Source organism: Methanocaldococcus indicus (assembly GCF_049554935.1).
GTDB classification, from domain to species: Archaea; AGJL01; Methanococci; order Methanococcales; family Methanocaldococcaceae; genus Methanocaldococcus; species Methanocaldococcus indicus.
The window spans coordinates 486,637-503,050 of record NZ_CP186926.1 but is presented as its reverse complement, the minus strand read 5'-3'; the positions used below and the strand labels follow the sequence as shown (position 1 = coordinate 503,050).

Below are 16,414 nucleotides of genomic sequence, written 5' to 3'. Positions count from 1 at the left end.
TTATTTTTTAAGATTTGCAAGGTAGTTAATCCAATCATCCCAGAATTTTGATAACTCTTTTTTATTGTATCCTTGTAAGATAATATAATAATTCCCAACCTTTCTATAATAACAATAACTTACTTGGGAGTTTGATAAAGAATAAAATTCATAGTAGTAATATTTTCCATAAATATCTTGTTGAGGATATTCCTTAACATTATTAAATTTATATGCATCTCTTAAATTTATTGGATACATACTAACAACAAAACTTATATTCTTATATTTCTTTACAATAATATTATTTCCAATTATTGTGTTACTATAATTCAAATTTAAAAACAACCTATCAATAGACACATTCAAGTTTATATTTTCAAGATTAATTTTTTTAACATTTCTTTTTATTTCTGTTATATTTGTAGTTTTACTTGTAGTATTTAATATAGATTTATTGAGATTTTTCGTGATAATACTCTCATTTAGAGAACTATTATTTACATTATTTTTGTTATTTTTATCTATATCTTTTGAATTGTTATCAATACATCCACAAATTAGTAAAAAAATTATTAAAAAGCAGATAAAAAATTTTTTCATATTATACCCTTCTTAGCCATGATAAATCATTTCTATGTAGAACTCTAATATCTTTCACATTATATTTAAGCATAGCCAACCTACTAAATCCAATACCCCAAGCTAAGACAGGTTTATCTATTCCCAATGGCTCTAAAACTTCCTTTCTAAATATCCCTGCTCCTAAAATTTCTAACCAACCCTTACCTTCTAAATATATCTCAGCTTCTAAAGAAGGCTCTGTAAATGGGAAATATGCTGGCCTAAATCTAACTTTTTCAAATCCTAATCTATTTAAAAACTCTTTTAATACACCAATCAAATGGTTAAAATTAACATTTTCATCCATTATTATTCCTTCACATTGATAAAACTCTGGAAGATGTTTATAATCTATTGCCTCATTTCTAAAAACTCTGTCAATACAAAATACTTTGTGTGGTTTATTTTTTTCCTCATCTGATAGAGATGCCAAATATCTTATAGATGATGCTGTTGTATGTGTCCTTAAAATTAATCTTTTTGAAATTTCCTCATCAAACTGTCTCCAACATCTTAAATGAACATCTTTAACTTTCTCAACTAAATTTTTTGGAATTTCTCCAACATTAGGATACTTTAAAAAGAATGTGTCTTGCATTTCTCTTGCTGGATGGTCTTGTGGCTCAAACAATAAATCAAAGTTCCAGAATTCACTCTCTACAATAGGACTTTTAACCTCTTTAAAACCCATAGATATAAGAATTTCTTTAACTTCTCTAATTAATCTTGTTATAGGATGAAGTTTAGCAGGATAAACTTCCTTAGTTGGAGCTGTTATATTATACTCTCTAATATGTGCTTTTTTCCATTTTCCACTAATAATAATATCTCTTGTTAATTGATTAATTTCTTCTTCAATTTCTATAGGCTCTTTTATAATCTCCTTTCCTTTGTCAGTTAGTTCTATAAGAATTTCCTTCTCTTCATCAATATCTACATACTTTCTTTTTCTTAAAATGTCTAAATATTTCTTCTCATCCTCGGTTAATTCATCCAAATATTTTCCATCAATTCTTTTTAATATTTCTTCCTCTTCATCTTTGTAATCCAAATTATTAAAAATAATTTTGCCTTTTTCTATTTTAGCCAAATTTTTTCTTTTAATTGCTCCTAAGGCAGCATTTATTTCATCTTTCTTTAAAACATCTTTCAGATTTTTAATTTCTATTTCCTTTAAATTTCTCTCTTTTAGATAGTTGGCTATCTTTCTCTCTGGAAATGGCTCTTTATTTATTACCTTTACTCTTTTTTTAACTTTCTCAGTTCTTTTAGCTAAATCTTTCCCTTCCAACCACAAAGATACTCTTAAAACTTTCTCCTTAGGTAGATTAAACTCCTCTAACTTTAATATATCCTTTCCTTTATCTTGAAATTCTTTTAAAACTCTTTTTTCATCTATATGGAACATAATTCTCACATTGAACTTTTTATTTTGTAGCAATAGAAATTTACTTTAAAGTATTTAATAAAATTTCTGTTTAATAAATTAAATCAGTAATTTTAAACTTAAGATTAAAAAAATTAAAAATAGTTATTTTAGCATATATCTTGCTTCTAATTCATTAATTCCCACAATCTTAGCAAAAGAGTGTATCTTCTTATTATTTATCTCTACATTTTCATGAGCAACTTTCAAAAGATAAGGATATCCATTAACACTAATTCTTTTGAGTCCATAGAGTATATCTTTATTTGGTTTTGAGAATGAAGTTAATCCTAAAATACATTTATTTTTTTCTAATCTTACAAATTGGATAAATGCATTATTTATTTTTATATTAAAGTTTTTTTCTAAATAATGAATCCCTCTTAAAACACTACTAAGCTGTCTATGCTTTTCTTTCTTTTCCTCTCCTAATCTCATATAAAAATCTATAGGTGTAGTATATCCCTCCTCATTAGTATAATGTGCAAATATAGACATATCTGGAATTTTTTCATCAAAGTATATATTTATCTTTGATGTTTTTGATATTCCAACCAACTTGTCTCTATAATCTTCTACTAATTTCTTTAAAATACATAGATATTCCACATCCCAAAGCTCTTCATCTATACTAAAATCTCCTTTTTCAATCTCATCATCTATTTTGTTGTTTATCTCACCATAATACTTATTAAATTTTTCTTCAACCTCTTTGGGGAGTTCTGTTTTAGCTGAAATTAAAAGAGAAAATAAGGAACCATCATAGAGATAGTAGTCAATATCATAATTTTTTAAAGTATAATATGCCAATTTTAACTCCAATATTTGCATATATATTTTTAATCTTTCTTCAATATCTAAGGGATTTCCCACATTAAACTCAAAAAATTCTTTAATTTTATTTATCTTTTCTTTATGTAAATAAGATATAGCCCCAACTCCATAAAAAGTAAAGGAAATATAGTCAATTTTATTGTAACTTCCGTCTCCTCCAGCAAAATATAAATCTTTGCATTTAAATTCTTCAACATTCCAATGTTTATATACATCTTCTTTTATATTTTTCATATCATCAATTTTTTTTAAAATATTTTCTTTATTTTTTAGTAGGAACTCTATCATTTATCTACCCTCACAAAATTTAAAAAATTTAAAAATTGTCCTTCAATAGTTCCACCAACCATAGGGCTCCGCCTATTGGCATACCCCCATGGATGTATTGCCTCGCTACGCTCGGAAATGCCATAGACATTATCCTTCAATAGTTCCATAACCAATTAGTCTCCATCTTGAGCCTACTCTCCTACTTAATGCCACTCTATCTCCAATATCTGCACAAACAGGTAATTTTAATCTAATATCTGCTATATCTTCTCTTGCTGATGTAATAACCCCTACTGTTGTTGTAGTTCCAATATTTAACATCAATACTTCTCCTGTTCTTAATGGCTCTATCTTTAATTCATCTTTACTACCTACAACTCTATCTAATAGATTTACTCTTACTGTTATTTTTTCTCTTATAGGAGGTAAAGTTCCAGGTAATCCAACAACACTACCTGTTAGAGCATCTGATTTTGTTAAATAGGGGTCTAACTCTGTTCCAACTCCAATTAATCCTCCTGGATGAGCTTTTTTAAGAATTGTATTTCCAGCAGCTAATGAGACAATTTTTGTTCTTAAAGGTTTCCAGAATGTTTTATTTTCTTCTGTTACTTTAATTCCAGGTCTTATTTCAATTTCATCTCCAACTTTAAACTCTCCTTGAATTATAGCTCCTCCTAAAACTCCACCTTTTAAATCCTTTATTGGAGTTCCTGGCTTGTTTATATCAAAACTTCTTGCAACATACATCCTTGGAGTTGCTTTTGGGTCTCTCTTAGGAGTAGGAATACACTCCTGAATAGCTCTTAATAGAACATCAATATTTGCCTCATGGTGTGCAGAAACAGGAATTATTGGTGCATTTTCTGCAACTGTTCCTTTAACAAACTCTTTAATTTCTTCATAGTTCTTTAAAGCTTGTTCTTCATCTACTAAATCAATCTTATTTTGAACTATAACAATATTTTTAATCCCTAAAATCTCCAAAGCCATTAAATGCTCTTTTGTTTGTGGTTGTGGGCAAGGTTCATTTGCAGCTATAACTAAGATAGCTCCATCCATTAAAGAAGCTCCTGACAACATTGTAGCCATTAATGTCTCATGTCCTGGTGAATCTACAAAAGAAACTCTTCTTAAAAATTTTGTTTCAGCTAAACAGTTTGGACATCTTGGTTTTGTAGTGTATGTTCCACATTCAGGACATTTTCTTATCTCACAATCAGCATAACCTAACCTTATGGATATTCCTCTTCTTAGCTCTTCACTATGTCTATCTGTCCATACTCCTGTTAATGCCTTTGTTAAACTTGTTTTACCATGGTCAACATGTCCAACCATTCCAATATTTACCTCTGCTTGTTTTACTCTTTTTCTTCCCATTGTATCACCTTAAATATTTAGAGTTTAAAAATTATAATAGTCATTTATTATATAAATTTCCAGTTTTTTATGAATAAAATAGCAAATAAAAAGTATTAAAACTATTTGCATAAAATTATATTATTCAATATTAAAGTTAATTAAATTATTTTTAACTTCATTTATCTTTTCTAACTTATTCTTAATAATGTCATCATAGTTATTAACTCTCTCACTAAAAATTTTTATTCTTTTTTCAACTTCTTCTGGAGAAGGTCCTCCAATAACTTTCCTCATTTTAACATTTTCATAAGGATTTAAAGCTTTTTTAATTTTTTCCTTATCTATTTTTAAATTATATTTTTCTAATACTTCAACAACTACCTCTTCTAAATCTCTTTTCTTCTCAAGACTTTTTCTTACAGCTTCTCCAACAATTCCATGAGCTTTTCTAAAAGGAATATCTAACTCCCTAACTAATGTATCTGCCAACTCTGTTGCAGTAGAATAGTTTGCATTGGCAAGTTCTAACATCCTATCTTTATTAACCTTTATTGTTTTTAACATTCCATTAACCATCTTAATTGTGTCTCTTACTATATTAATTGAATCCCATAATATTGGTGAGATTTCTTGCAAATCTCTATTGTATGTATTAGGTAGAGCTTTTAAAATTGTTAATGCAGATATTAAATTTCCATTTAATTTAGAGAGTTTAGCTCTTGCTATCTCTGCTACATCAGGATTCTTCTTTTGGGGCATTATTGAGGATGTTGAGCAAAATGCATCATCTATTTCCAATGTATTAAATTCATAAGTTGAAAATAAAACTAACTCTTCACAAATCTTAGATAAGTTAGTTCCTAAAATAGATAAATTAGATAATGTCTCTAAAATAAAATCTCTTGTTGATACTGCATCCATAGAGTTCTCTATTAAAGCATCAAATCCCAATAACTTCTTAGTTCTCTCTCTACTTATATTGAATCCTGTTGTAGCTAATGCACCAGAACCAAGAGGAGAAATATTTATTCTTTTATAGCAATCTAACAATCTCTGTATATCTCTCTCTAATGATGAAAAGTAGCTTAATAAATGATGAGCATAAGTTGTTGGCTGAGCATGTTGTAAATGAGTATATCCAACTGTTATAGTTTCTTTATGCTCCTTTGCAAGCTCTAAAATATCTTTTAACATATCAACTAACAACTCTAATATCTCTAAAATTCTCTCTCTTAAAGCTAATCTTAAATCAGTTGCAACTTGGTCATTTCTACTTCTTCCAGTGTGTAATCTTCCAGCTACATCTTCTCCAAGCATATTAATTAATTCTGATTCAATAACCATATGAATATCATCCAAAGAAGGGTCTAAGTTTAAGTTTTCCATCCCTTTTTTGTAAATCTCTCTTAAACCATCAATAATCTTTTTAGCATGCTCTTTCTTTATTATTCCCTGCTCATACAACATAATAACATGGGCAATATCACATAAAATATCTGCTTCAAAAATCTCTTTATCAAATTCTAAGCTTGTTGTATATTTTGCCACATCCTCTCTAATATTTTTTAATCTACCTCTTCTCAAAATATTCATTATTATCTCCCCTAAAAAAGATATATTAAAAAAGTTTGAAATTAAAAATAAATTCTACTTATTTATAAGATTTATTAAAAATTCTCTAAACTCTGGATATTTTTCATAAGCTATTTCAACATTTGCCTTTAACCAACTAAAAATATCTCCAATATCATACCTCTTACAGTTAATCTCAACTCCAACAATTTTCTCCTCTTCTAATAGAGTTCTCATGGCATCAGTAAGTTGTATCTCTCCACCTCTACCAGGTTTAGTATTTTTTAATATTTCAAATATCTTAGGTGATAGTATATAAGCTCCTGTTATTATTAAATTTGATGGAGCTTCTTCAACACTTGGCTTTTCTACCATATCTACAATCTCATAAACACCATTGTTATTATCTTTAATTTCAACTACACCATACTTATGAACTACCTCTCTTGGGACTCTTTCTAAGGCAATAACTGAACAATTATATTTTTTATGAGCTTTTATTAAATCTTCAACAATATTTTTAGAGTATATAGTATCTCCAACCATAGCAACAAAATACTCATCTCCAACAAATTCCTTTCCATATAAAATAGCATCTCCCAATCCTTTCTGTTCTTTCTGTCTCACATAAAATATATTTACCATTTCGTCAATCTTCTTAATCTTCTCCAACAAATCTAACTTATTGGATTCTTTTAATTTGCATTCTAACTCATAGTTTTTATCAAAATGGTTCTCAATAGCTTGCTTACCTTTTCCAGTAACAAATAAAATATTATTAACTCCTGCTGAAACCAAATCTTCAACTACATACTGAACAACTGGTTTATCAACAACTGGCAACATTTCTTTTGGTTGTGCTTTTGTTAGAGGAAGTAACCTTGTCCCAAATCCAGCTACTGGTATAATTGCTTTTCTCACCATAATAATCACATTAATAGTTTTATTTTTAGCCATTTTTATAGTTTATCTTATTTGTGTTTTTATACATTTGCAACTTCATATATTAATTTTAATAACTATATTAACATTAACAATTATTATTTTAATACATCTAATGATAAAGACAGATAAAAATATAAATTATTTTATCAATATGTATTAATTACATCCCTCAGATACCCCGAAAGGGTTCATCATAAATCAGCTTATGAATCTCATCATCGGAAAAAGAAGTTTTTAAAATTTTATAAGTTAAGCATTCTTTCAATAGCTACTCTTGCTTTATCCATAATCTCTCTATTTAATTCCACTTTATATTTTTCTTCTTTTAATGCATTATATAGCTTTTCTAAAGTTATTTGTTTCATCTCATTACAAATAGCATTTTTATTTAATGGAATAAGTTCTTTTTCTAATCCTTTCTTTTCTAACTCTAATTTAATTCTATCTATTAATCCTATTTCAGTTCCAATAATAAACTTCTTGTTATCAAGTTCTAAAACCTTTTTAACCATACCACTTGTACTTAGTATATAATCTGCTTCTTCCTGAATTTCTGGGTTACATTCAGGATGAACCAACAATATAGCATCATGCTCTTTTTTAGCTCTTTTTACATCTTCTAATGTAAATTTTTGATGAACATAACAACCTCCATCCTCTGGAATTGGAATTACTTCCTTTTTTGTCTCTTTTTTAACATAATAAGCTAAATTTTTATCTGGGCCAAATAAAACAATATCTGAATCTAAACTCTCTACAACCTTTGGAGCATTTGCTGATGTACAAATTATATCTGCATAAGCCTTTGTTTCAGCAGTTGTATTTATATATACAACTAAAGGAGCTTTATATCTTTCTTTATATTTTAAAATAGTTTCCTTAGGTAGTTGATGTGCCATAGGGCATTGAGTATTTTTTATTTCTGGAAGGAGGACAGTTTTTTCAGGATTTAAAATTTTTGCTGTTTCAGCCATAAAATCTACTCCACAGAAAACTATAATATCTGCATCTGTCTCTTTTGCTTTTATACATAATTCCAAAGAATCTCCAACAAAATCAGCTATTTTTTGTATTTCTGCTGGTTGATAGTTATGAGCTAATATAACTGCATTTTTTTCTTCTTTTAGCTGATAAATTTTATCTATCATTCTATCACATATCCATGTTTTTTTAATCTTTCTATAACTTCCTTCCAACTTGGTAAATTTGTTTGGCATCCTTTCTTTTCAACAACGAAAGAAGCAGTTGCAGCTCCAATCAAACCACATTTCTCTAAATCATATCCTTTATAATAACCAACTAAAAATCCTGCTTTATAAGCATCTCCTGCTCCTGTTGGGTCAATAGCTATTGTTTTTATAGCTGGGATAAATATCTTCTCTTTGTCTTTTGTTATTATCTCAGAACCTTCTGAACCCTTAGTAATTACAAATACATCAACATATTCTAAATAATCCTCTTTATTAAACCCCAACAATTTTGAAGCTCTTTCAAATTCATACTTATTAAAAAATAAAATGTTAGTATTTTTTATAATATTTAATAATAAATCTTTATCATACTTTGGTAAATCTTGCCCAGGGTCAAAAGAAATTATACATTTGTTGTTAGTTTCAGCTACTTTTAAGTTATATTTTGGCTCACCTGTTGCTAAATGTATTATTTTTGCATTATCTATTTTTGGATTCAATTCAACAAAATGCTTACTTGCTCCCCATAGGAAGAAAGTCATCTGGTTATTATCTTTATCTGTGAATATCCAAGCTTTTGGTGTTTCTTCTTCATTTGAATAGTATAAAGAAGATATATCAACTCCTAAATCTTCTAAGTATTTTTTATAGTTATTAAGATATTCAAAATCATAACCAACACAAGATATAAGCTTAGAATCTACTCCTAACTTTTTTATTCCCACTGCTACATTAGCAGCTGCTCCTCCATAGTATTTTTTTGCTGTTGGTATTTGTATAGAGGTATTTGGCTCAGGAAACTTTTCTACATTAAATATATAATCCAAAGCTGTATGCCCTACTGTTGCTATCATTGTTCTCACATGTTTAATATAAAATTTAATTTGAGAAAAATAGTTAAATAAATTATTAAAACTTTATCCTCATTTAAATAAATATAAAATAAAACATTCTCCATTATTTTAAAGACTAATAATTCAAATCTTTTATTGCTTTAATAGTTTTTTTATTTCAGTTAAAGTTCTAACCAAATAGTAATCTACCAAGTCATCCGAATTTGCCAAATCTAAAGTATTTAGACTATTAACAAGTAATTCTTTATAGCATAGGTTTATTACCATTTTATTAATTTTTATTAATGATGTTATTAATGATGAAGTATTTAGGTCAGTACTATTTTATTTTTTGGTTTTAAAATCGATAAAGAGAATTCACACTATCAGATTAAAAAATGCTGATTTAGGAATTTGTGTTATTGGTGATGAAAGAGATTGGATAAAAACCTTGTTAAGTTCAGATTAGTTGTTAAGATATAAATGATGCTTTAGATTTATTATTAAAAAATAATTGGCTGAAAGCAACAATTGGGGATTAAATTAATTAAGATTATTGACTTTAGTGTTTTTTTATGATTTATATTGTTTCTTTTATTTGGATTTGAATTTTTTAGTTGCGATGATTACTCCTAAGATTAGGAAAATTGCTAATAATCCTATTCCTCCATAGATTAAGTATAATGATGTTTGTGTTTCTGTAGGAGCTGTTTTTGTTGATGCTTGTTCTGTTATTTCTGTTTCTTTTGGAATTTCTTTAAGACTTATATCAATTATTTTTGTTTCTTCAGGTTTAATTTCAATTACTTTTGTATATGAACTATAATCTTTTAAAATTTTAATTTGGTATGTCCCTTTTTCAAGAGTTAATGTTTTTGGAGTGGTTCCTTTATACTCTCCGTTAATGTATATGTCAGCATTTGGAGGATTTGATGTTATTTCTAGTGTTCCTTTGTTTTTTTCATTTAGTATTTTTAATACCCTCTCTTTACTATCTTTTGCTTTTTCAAAGTTTGGGTTTAATTTCAGTGCTGTTTCATAGCATTTCAGAGCTTCTTCATATTTTCCTAATTTTTCAAGAGAACGACCTTTATAGTACCATAGATAATAAACGTCTGGTTTTAGTTCTAATGCCTTATCAAAACATTTAATTGATTCCTCATATTTTCCTAAACTATAAAGTGCGAGACCCTTGTGTTTCCATGCTAGAAAATGGTTTGGATTTAATTCCAATGCTCTATCGTAATATTTAATTGCTACTTCAGGCAATCCTAAACTCTTATACATATTCCCAATATTGAATATTATATTTGCATTATTTGGATTTAATTCTAATGCTTTATTAAAGCATGCATTTGCTTCATCATATTTTCCTAATTTTCCAAATGCTAACCCTTTACCTATCCATGCATAAGGGTTATTAGGATTTAATTCTAACGCTTTATCGAAACATTTAATTGCCTCATCATATTTGCCTAAACCACAAAGTGTAAATCCCTTATCAACCAACACATAGGAATCATTGGGATTTAATTCTAAATATTTATTTAAATAGTATAATGCTTCATTAAATCTTCCTAAATTCTTTAAACAATATCCCATATATTTTAATGCTTCCAAATTTTTATCATCTTTTTCTAGAACTTTTTTATAGTATTCAACTGCAATGTCATATTCTCCTTTATTTTTAAATATCTCTGCTTTATTTAATAATTCCCCTATATCATCATTATTTGGACTGACGACCTCAGCAAACACACAACTCATTAATCCAAATAAAGCAACAAATCCAATGACTTTGGTATATTTGTTCATATCTCTCCCCCAAAAACTTTTTAAATATTTTTATGTATAATGAATATAAAAATTTTTATTTCTGACAGTGTGATTACGATAACCCGTTCTTTATTAGTTCTTTACTACACTCTTTAATGACTTTATAAAATGATATTCCATTTTTGTAGCTTAAATATTCGATACAATTAAATAGTATTCCTCTTAACTTAATAAATCCTATATTCCCACTTTCTGAGGATAAATAATTTCCTTCAACCTCCAAAATCGACTTATCCCTTCTATGCTTTCGCCTGTGATAACAGGCGAGTTACGAAAAACCGTAGGTTTTTCGTTTGATTCTTCTATCTTACATCTTTTTAAATATTCGTTTATAATATCCTCAGCTTTCTTTTTATAATTTGTCGAGACCAAATACTTAATCTTTTTCTTTCCTTTCATTAACACTGCAACTATTTTAACCTTTCCAACATCGGAAATATTAACTACTTTCTCGGATATTCTGAACTTTTTTCCGTTAATAGTCCTTAGTTTAGTTTTATTTTTGTTGAAGTCCTTTTTAAACATATTTTCTATTTTAACTTCTTTACCAAAAACCTCAATTTTTATGTTTTTTCTGATTCTACCAATATAATCGACTCCCAATTCTTTACATCTCTTCAAAATTCTCTTTATTGTTATAGAACCATCACCAACGACCGTCCCCTTAATAATTTTAGATATTGATTCTATAATTCTTAAATATACATCAGTCGATTTAATATTCCTTGGTTTTATTGTGGTGTATATCGTATAATCCTTTTTTTTTATTAAAAATACAGCAGTTTATTTGTTCTTGATATAATTTTTTATGATTTTCTACGTAATTGTATCTAATAGAACTGCCAAACAAATACATTTTTACTATATCTTCTCAATAAGGTTGAATCAATTATTATTGAAAATTTAAATTTACGATTATTTAAAATGTTGGGAAGGTTTAGTAGATGAGTATAAAAGCAGTTCTCAATTTCCGATAGCTTTTGAAGTTTTTTGATTAGAGTTGTTCGATGAATTTTTAAAATCTCTTCAGATATTACTTTAATTGTCTTTATCTTGGTTAAAGTTCTAACCAGGCAGTAATCTACTAAGTCATCCGAATTGACTGAGAGTGTCAAGTTAAGCTTTTATTAATATATCGATAAAAAATAGTAAAATATGAAGCTCACGATAGAAGTCTTAAAGGAGAGAATCGAAGAGGAGAAGATTTTTAAAAGGAATAAGAAGTCGATAGAAGTTAAAATCTTAGCTGGGATTTTGTATTACCTTGGACTATCGTTGAGGAAAGTAAGTTTGTTTCTTTCCCAATTCGAAAGTATAAGCCATGAGTCGGTTAGGACTTATTATCACAAGGTTAAAGAGGTTTTAAACGAACCTGAAAGAAAGGAAAGATACGCAATTGCAATCGATGAGACCAAACTAAAGATTGGAAATGAAGTTATTTACGTATGGTCTGCTATTGATGTTGAATCGAAAGAGTGCTTGGGAGTTTATATTTCTGAAACAAGAAACTACCTCGATACTATATTATTCGTTAAGAGCATATTAAAATTTTGCTCTAATAAGCCGAAGATTTTGGTCGATGGTGGAAGATGGTATCCGTGGGCATTGCAAAGATTGGGTTTAGAATTTGAAAGAGTCCGATTCGGACTGAGAAATTGTGTAGAAAGCTTTTTCTCACTACTCAAACGAAGAACTAAAGCATTTTATAATAGGTTTCCTAATAACAGCAAATTCGATACAGTTGTTAGCTGGATTAAAAGTTTCATGATGTTCTACAATTGGTTGAAGTCGTTAACTTGACAGTGTCGAATTGACTATACCTAAAGTATTTAAACCATTAACGAGTAATTCTTTAAGTGTGGTTAGCATAGATGTTTCACCGTTTTTTGATGAAATATTTAGAACTATACTATTTTATTTTTTTGGTTTTAAAATCGATAATGAGAATTCACACTATCAGTCTAAAAAATTTTACAACCAGTAGGAATATTTATTTAACTACAAATAGTAATTTTATTAACTCAATAGCAGCAACTCTCTCCATAGGTTTATTCTTCCAACGGTATCAAAGCAACAATATGTGCAAATAACAACATATAATTCTTGTAATTATCTTTTTTCTGTGGTTTTTTAATCTGCTTCTTTAGGGACTTTTTCTTTTGTTTGTTCAACTTTTCAACTCTTTTTATGTGCTTTTTTACTGTCTTAATATCAGCATTTGTGTAATCACAAATGGACATTTGTAAAATCCTATTTCATTTTTTGTAATTTGTAAGTTTTCAATATAATCCTCTATCTTCATTTTTTTCACCTGATACATAATCACATCATAAAAAAAGTATAACACAATGGGAATTTAGAACTTAGCAAAATACTTTTTATCAAACTTAACCGCCCAAAGATAAAACATAAGTGTAATTCCAAAAATAAAAATTGCTAAGCTAACAAATCCAATGTAAAAGTTGTTAATCACCATAACAACCCCTCTATTTTCTCATTACTTATAAGATAGTATGAATTCTCATTATCAATTATAAACTAAAACAATAAAATAGTATCGATTTAAATACCTTATTAAAAAACGGTGATTAAACCATACTACCAGCACTTAAAGAATTATTCGTTAATAATTTAAAATACTTTAGGTATAGCCAATTCGGATGACTTGGTAGATTACTGTTTGGTTGGAATTTTAATCGGGATACAAACAATTAAATCAACATAATACTATTATAATTTTTTGACAACCTTTCAAAGTTTTTTATAAATAATTCTTATTAACTCTACTACTAATATTAACACTGGGAAAAATTCTAATCTTCCTGCCCACATACCAAAAATACCTAAAATTTTTGCTAAGATAGGAGAATTTAAATTTACAGCTCCTAAGGATAGTCCAATATTTGAAACAAAAGAAACTCCATCAAAAATGGCACATAATGGATTAATTCCAGCATATATTAGATATAATGAAATTATAAAGGAAGTGCCCAAATATAATATAAACATAGTAAAAGCTTCTCTTATACTTTCTATTTTTAGCTCTTCATTTCCCAATTTTTCATAAAAAACTGCTGATTTTGGATAGAAATGTTTTTTTATTTCATAATAAACTGTCTTTAAAATAACTAAAAATCTAATAATTTTTACCCCTCCAGTTGTTGTGTTAGTTGTTCCTCCAATTAACATAACAAAAACTAACAAATATAGGGAAAAGTTAGAGAGTGTTGATATATTGAAAGTTGTAAATCCAGTTGATGTTAAAGCAGAAGTAACTAAAAACAAAGAATCTAAAAAATCTACATGGTCATGGAAATAGATAATTAATGAGACTATGAAGATAACAATCATAGCATATTTAAGCTGTAAATCATTACAACATTTTCCTGTTAATAATTTATAATGAACATTAAATGAGATAACTCCACCAACAAGCATTATAAATATCATAACTATCTTAGCTAAATCATTGTATGGGAAACTATAATTACTAACACTCATCCCCCCAGTAGATATTCCAGTAAAGGTTAAATTTATTGCATCAAATAAACTCAATCCTGAGAAAAACAAAAGCAAGATTCCAACAACAGTATATAGCACATATATCTTTACAATAGCTTTTACTGTATTTATGGAACTTGGCAATATCTTCTCCTGCCTTGCCTCAGAAACATATAAAATATTTGCTAAATTACCTGCAATTAATGAAAAAAATACTAATATCCCAACTCCACCAATCCACTGCTCTAAACTTCTCCAAAATAAAATTGTTTTTGGAACAACATTAACATTGGATATTAAAGTCATTCCAGTTGTAGTCCATGCAGACATACTTTCATAAACACCATCAATATATCCAAAATTATGTAGTAATAGATAAAATGGAATTCCACCAATTAGTGAAGCTATCAACCAAGATAAAGCAGATACAATCATAGCATTTTTTAGTGTTATCTTTTTTTTGGTTTTGAACTTTTTTAGTATTTTTCCTAAAAATATTGTAAAAATTCCCAAAATAATAAATATTATTGAACAGTAATATTCATTATATATTATTCCAACTAATGATGGTAAGAGTGTTATATACCCCAAAAGCTCTAAAATTCCTCCTAATAAGAACAACATGATATTACCTAATAAATATTTATTATTTAATTATTTACCTAATTGGGATATTAAATGCTAAAAGAATTTTTTATAAATTTGGTTAAAGAATATGGATATATTGGAATATTTATTATTGGATTTTCTGAACCTATATTTCAACCTTTTCCAGTAGAGATTTTTTTAGCTACAGGAGTTTTGTTAGGTTTAGATTGGAGATTGGCAATAATTGTATCAACAGTAGCAAGTAATTTGGGAGCATGTGTAACTTACTTTTTAGCAGTTAGGTATGGAGAAAAATTAATGTATAAACTTTTTGATAAAGAAAAAATAATTAAAGGTAGAAAATTTTTAGAAAAGTATGGTGTTTTAGGAGTTGTTATAGCAAGCTTTACACCTATTCCCTTTGAGGTAATATGTTGGGTCTGTGCAAGTTTTGAAATGCCATTTCCTAAATACATGTTAGCAGTATTTATTAGTAGGTTAATTAAACATTCCTTAGCAATACTCCCAATAGTGTTAGGAAAAAAAATATTTTAGAAGGTGAAAGATTTGTATATAAAACCAGAATGTGCTATTTGCATAGTTAGACAAGTAGTTGATGCAGTAAAAGAGATAACTGACAATGAAGATGAACAATTTAAATTAGTAAATAACTGTTTTGATGTAATAAAAAAATATTATCACAAAAATATAATTCCTGCTGAGATGGGGACAAGAGTTCATAGGTATCTAAAAGAGATAAGTGGATGTGAAGACCCTTACAAAAGATTGAAAGAGATAGCCAACAAAATAGCTTTAAAATATTATGATATTGTTAAGGAAGAGTGTAATTTAGAGGATAGTTATTTAAGATTAAGAAAAATTATACTTTCAACAATAGCAGGAAATGTTATTGATTATGGAGCATACAGTACTGATGTAGATATTGAGAATTTAATATTTAAAACTTTAAATGAAGATTTAAAAATTGACTATACAAGAGATTTATTAGAGGATTTAAAAAATGATAAAATTAAAAAAATTTTATATATTTGTGATAATGCTGGGGAGATAGTTTTTGATAAGTTATTAATGGAAGAATTTAAAAAATACAATAAAGAAGTTGTAGTAGTAGTTAAAGGAAAACCTATTCTAAATGATGCTACATTAGAAGATGCTAAAGTAGCTAAAATAGATGAAGTAGCTAAAATAATTACAACTGGCTCTGATGTTATTGGAATTTTATTAGAGGAATGTTCAGAGGAATTTAAAAAACATCTGAATGATTCAGACATTATTATTGCTAAAGGTATGGGTAATTATGAATCTCTCCCAGAATATAAGATAAATAAAAAGGTCTATTTTATTTTAAAAGCTAAATGTAAGCCAGTAGCAAACAATTTAGGAGTTAATGTTGGAGATAATGTAATTCTTAAAAAATACTTGTGATGAGGGAT

Annotated in this window: 16 protein-coding genes; 3 read left to right on the top strand and 13 right to left on the bottom strand. The window is 27.7% G+C overall.

The genetic code is table 11. The annotated features are described in order from the left end of the window. The 11 genes from ACPB8Q_RS02850 to ACPB8Q_RS02800 form a co-directional block, all read right to left on the bottom strand. Positions 1 to 582, bottom strand: coding sequence for a hypothetical protein (locus tag ACPB8Q_RS02850; RefSeq protein ID WP_423793166.1), 582 nt, complete (start codon positions 580 to 582; stop codon positions 1 to 3). A 1-nt stretch (position 583) separates the two neighbouring features. After that, on the bottom strand, positions 584 to 2,011 hold the full coding sequence (locus ACPB8Q_RS02845) for a phenylalanine--tRNA ligase subunit alpha (RefSeq protein WP_423793165.1): 1,428 nt from the start codon (positions 2,009 to 2,011) through the stop codon (positions 584 to 586). Between the two features lie 123 nt (positions 2,012 to 2,134). Then, positions 2,135 to 3,151: a DNA double-strand break repair nuclease NurA gene (locus tag ACPB8Q_RS02840; RefSeq protein ID WP_423793164.1), complete on the bottom strand. Its 1,017-nt coding sequence runs from the start codon at positions 3,149 to 3,151 to the stop codon at positions 2,135 to 2,137. Positions 3,152 to 3,280: 129 nt separating this feature from the next. After that, positions 3,281 to 4,513 carry a translation initiation factor IF-2 subunit gamma gene (locus ACPB8Q_RS02835; protein WP_423793163.1) on the bottom strand — a complete coding sequence of 411 codons (1,233 nt, stop codon included), beginning with the start codon at positions 4,511 to 4,513 and terminating at the stop codon, positions 3,281 to 3,283. Positions 4,514 to 4,633: 120 nt separating this feature from the next. After that, positions 4,634 to 6,088 carry an argininosuccinate lyase gene (argH, locus tag ACPB8Q_RS02830; RefSeq protein WP_423793162.1) on the bottom strand — a complete coding sequence of 485 codons (1,455 nt, stop codon included), beginning with the start codon at positions 6,086 to 6,088 and terminating at the stop codon, positions 4,634 to 4,636. Positions 6,089 to 6,142: 54 nt separating this feature from the next. Then, the gene (gene galU / locus ACPB8Q_RS02825) at positions 6,143 to 6,991 is read right to left on the bottom strand and encodes a UTP--glucose-1-phosphate uridylyltransferase (RefSeq protein WP_423793161.1); all 849 of its coding nucleotides are present in this window, start codon (positions 6,989 to 6,991) and stop codon (positions 6,143 to 6,145) included. Between the two features lie 263 nt (positions 6,992 to 7,254). Beyond that, the gene (gene nadA, locus ACPB8Q_RS02820) at positions 7,255 to 8,160 is read right to left on the bottom strand and encodes a quinolinate synthase NadA (RefSeq protein ID WP_423793160.1); all 906 of its coding nucleotides are present in this window, start codon (positions 8,158 to 8,160) and stop codon (positions 7,255 to 7,257) included. Beyond that, positions 8,157 to 9,056 carry a carbohydrate kinase family protein gene (locus tag ACPB8Q_RS02815; protein WP_423793159.1) on the bottom strand — a complete coding sequence of 300 codons (900 nt, stop codon included), beginning with the start codon at positions 9,054 to 9,056 and terminating at the stop codon, positions 8,157 to 8,159. The genes nadA and ACPB8Q_RS02815 overlap by 4 nt, the downstream gene beginning before the upstream one ends. Positions 9,057 to 9,629: 573 nt before the next feature. Beyond that, positions 9,630 to 10,850, bottom strand: coding sequence for a tetratricopeptide repeat protein (locus ACPB8Q_RS02810; RefSeq protein WP_423793158.1), 1,221 nt, complete (start codon positions 10,848 to 10,850; stop codon positions 9,630 to 9,632). A 198-nt stretch (positions 10,851 to 11,048) separates the two neighbouring features. Then, complete coding sequence (locus ACPB8Q_RS02805; RefSeq protein ID WP_423793396.1) at positions 11,049 to 11,552, bottom strand: hypothetical protein; 504 nt, start codon at positions 11,550 to 11,552, stop codon at positions 11,049 to 11,051. A gap of 149 nt (positions 11,553 to 11,701) precedes the next feature. After that, entirely contained in the window at positions 11,702 to 11,986 is a 285-nt protein-coding gene (locus ACPB8Q_RS02800; protein WP_423793157.1) for a hypothetical protein, read from the bottom strand. 40 nt (positions 11,987 to 12,026) lie between these two features. Between ACPB8Q_RS02800 and ACPB8Q_RS02795 the strand changes: the two genes are divergently transcribed. After that, a complete protein-coding gene (locus ACPB8Q_RS02795) occupies positions 12,027 to 12,671 on the top strand; it encodes an IS6 family transposase (protein WP_423793156.1) in 645 nt (214 codons plus the stop codon). Positions 12,672 to 12,919: 248 nt separating this feature from the next. Here ACPB8Q_RS02795 and ACPB8Q_RS02790 read toward each other — a convergent pair whose 3' ends face one another. Together ACPB8Q_RS02790 and ACPB8Q_RS02785 are read right to left on the bottom strand one after the other, a co-directional pair. Next, entirely contained in the window at positions 12,920 to 13,111 is a 192-nt protein-coding gene (locus ACPB8Q_RS02790) for a hypothetical protein (RefSeq protein WP_423793155.1), read from the bottom strand. 511 nt (positions 13,112 to 13,622) lie between these two features. Next, complete coding sequence (locus tag ACPB8Q_RS02785) at positions 13,623 to 14,996, bottom strand: TrkH family potassium uptake protein (protein WP_423793154.1); 1,374 nt, start codon at positions 14,994 to 14,996, stop codon at positions 13,623 to 13,625. 54 nt (positions 14,997 to 15,050) lie between these two features. On the opposite strand from ACPB8Q_RS02785, the gene ACPB8Q_RS02780 reads away from it, so the two are divergent. Further along, a complete protein-coding gene (locus ACPB8Q_RS02780; protein WP_423793153.1) occupies positions 15,051 to 15,515 on the top strand; it encodes a YqaA family protein in 465 nt (154 codons plus the stop codon). Positions 15,516 to 15,527: 12 nt separating this feature from the next. Continuing rightward, positions 15,528 to 16,406, top strand: coding sequence for a damage-control phosphatase ARMT1 family protein (locus ACPB8Q_RS02775; protein ID WP_423793152.1), 879 nt, complete (start codon positions 15,528 to 15,530; stop codon positions 16,404 to 16,406). Positions 16,407 to 16,414: the final 8 nt, after the last annotated feature.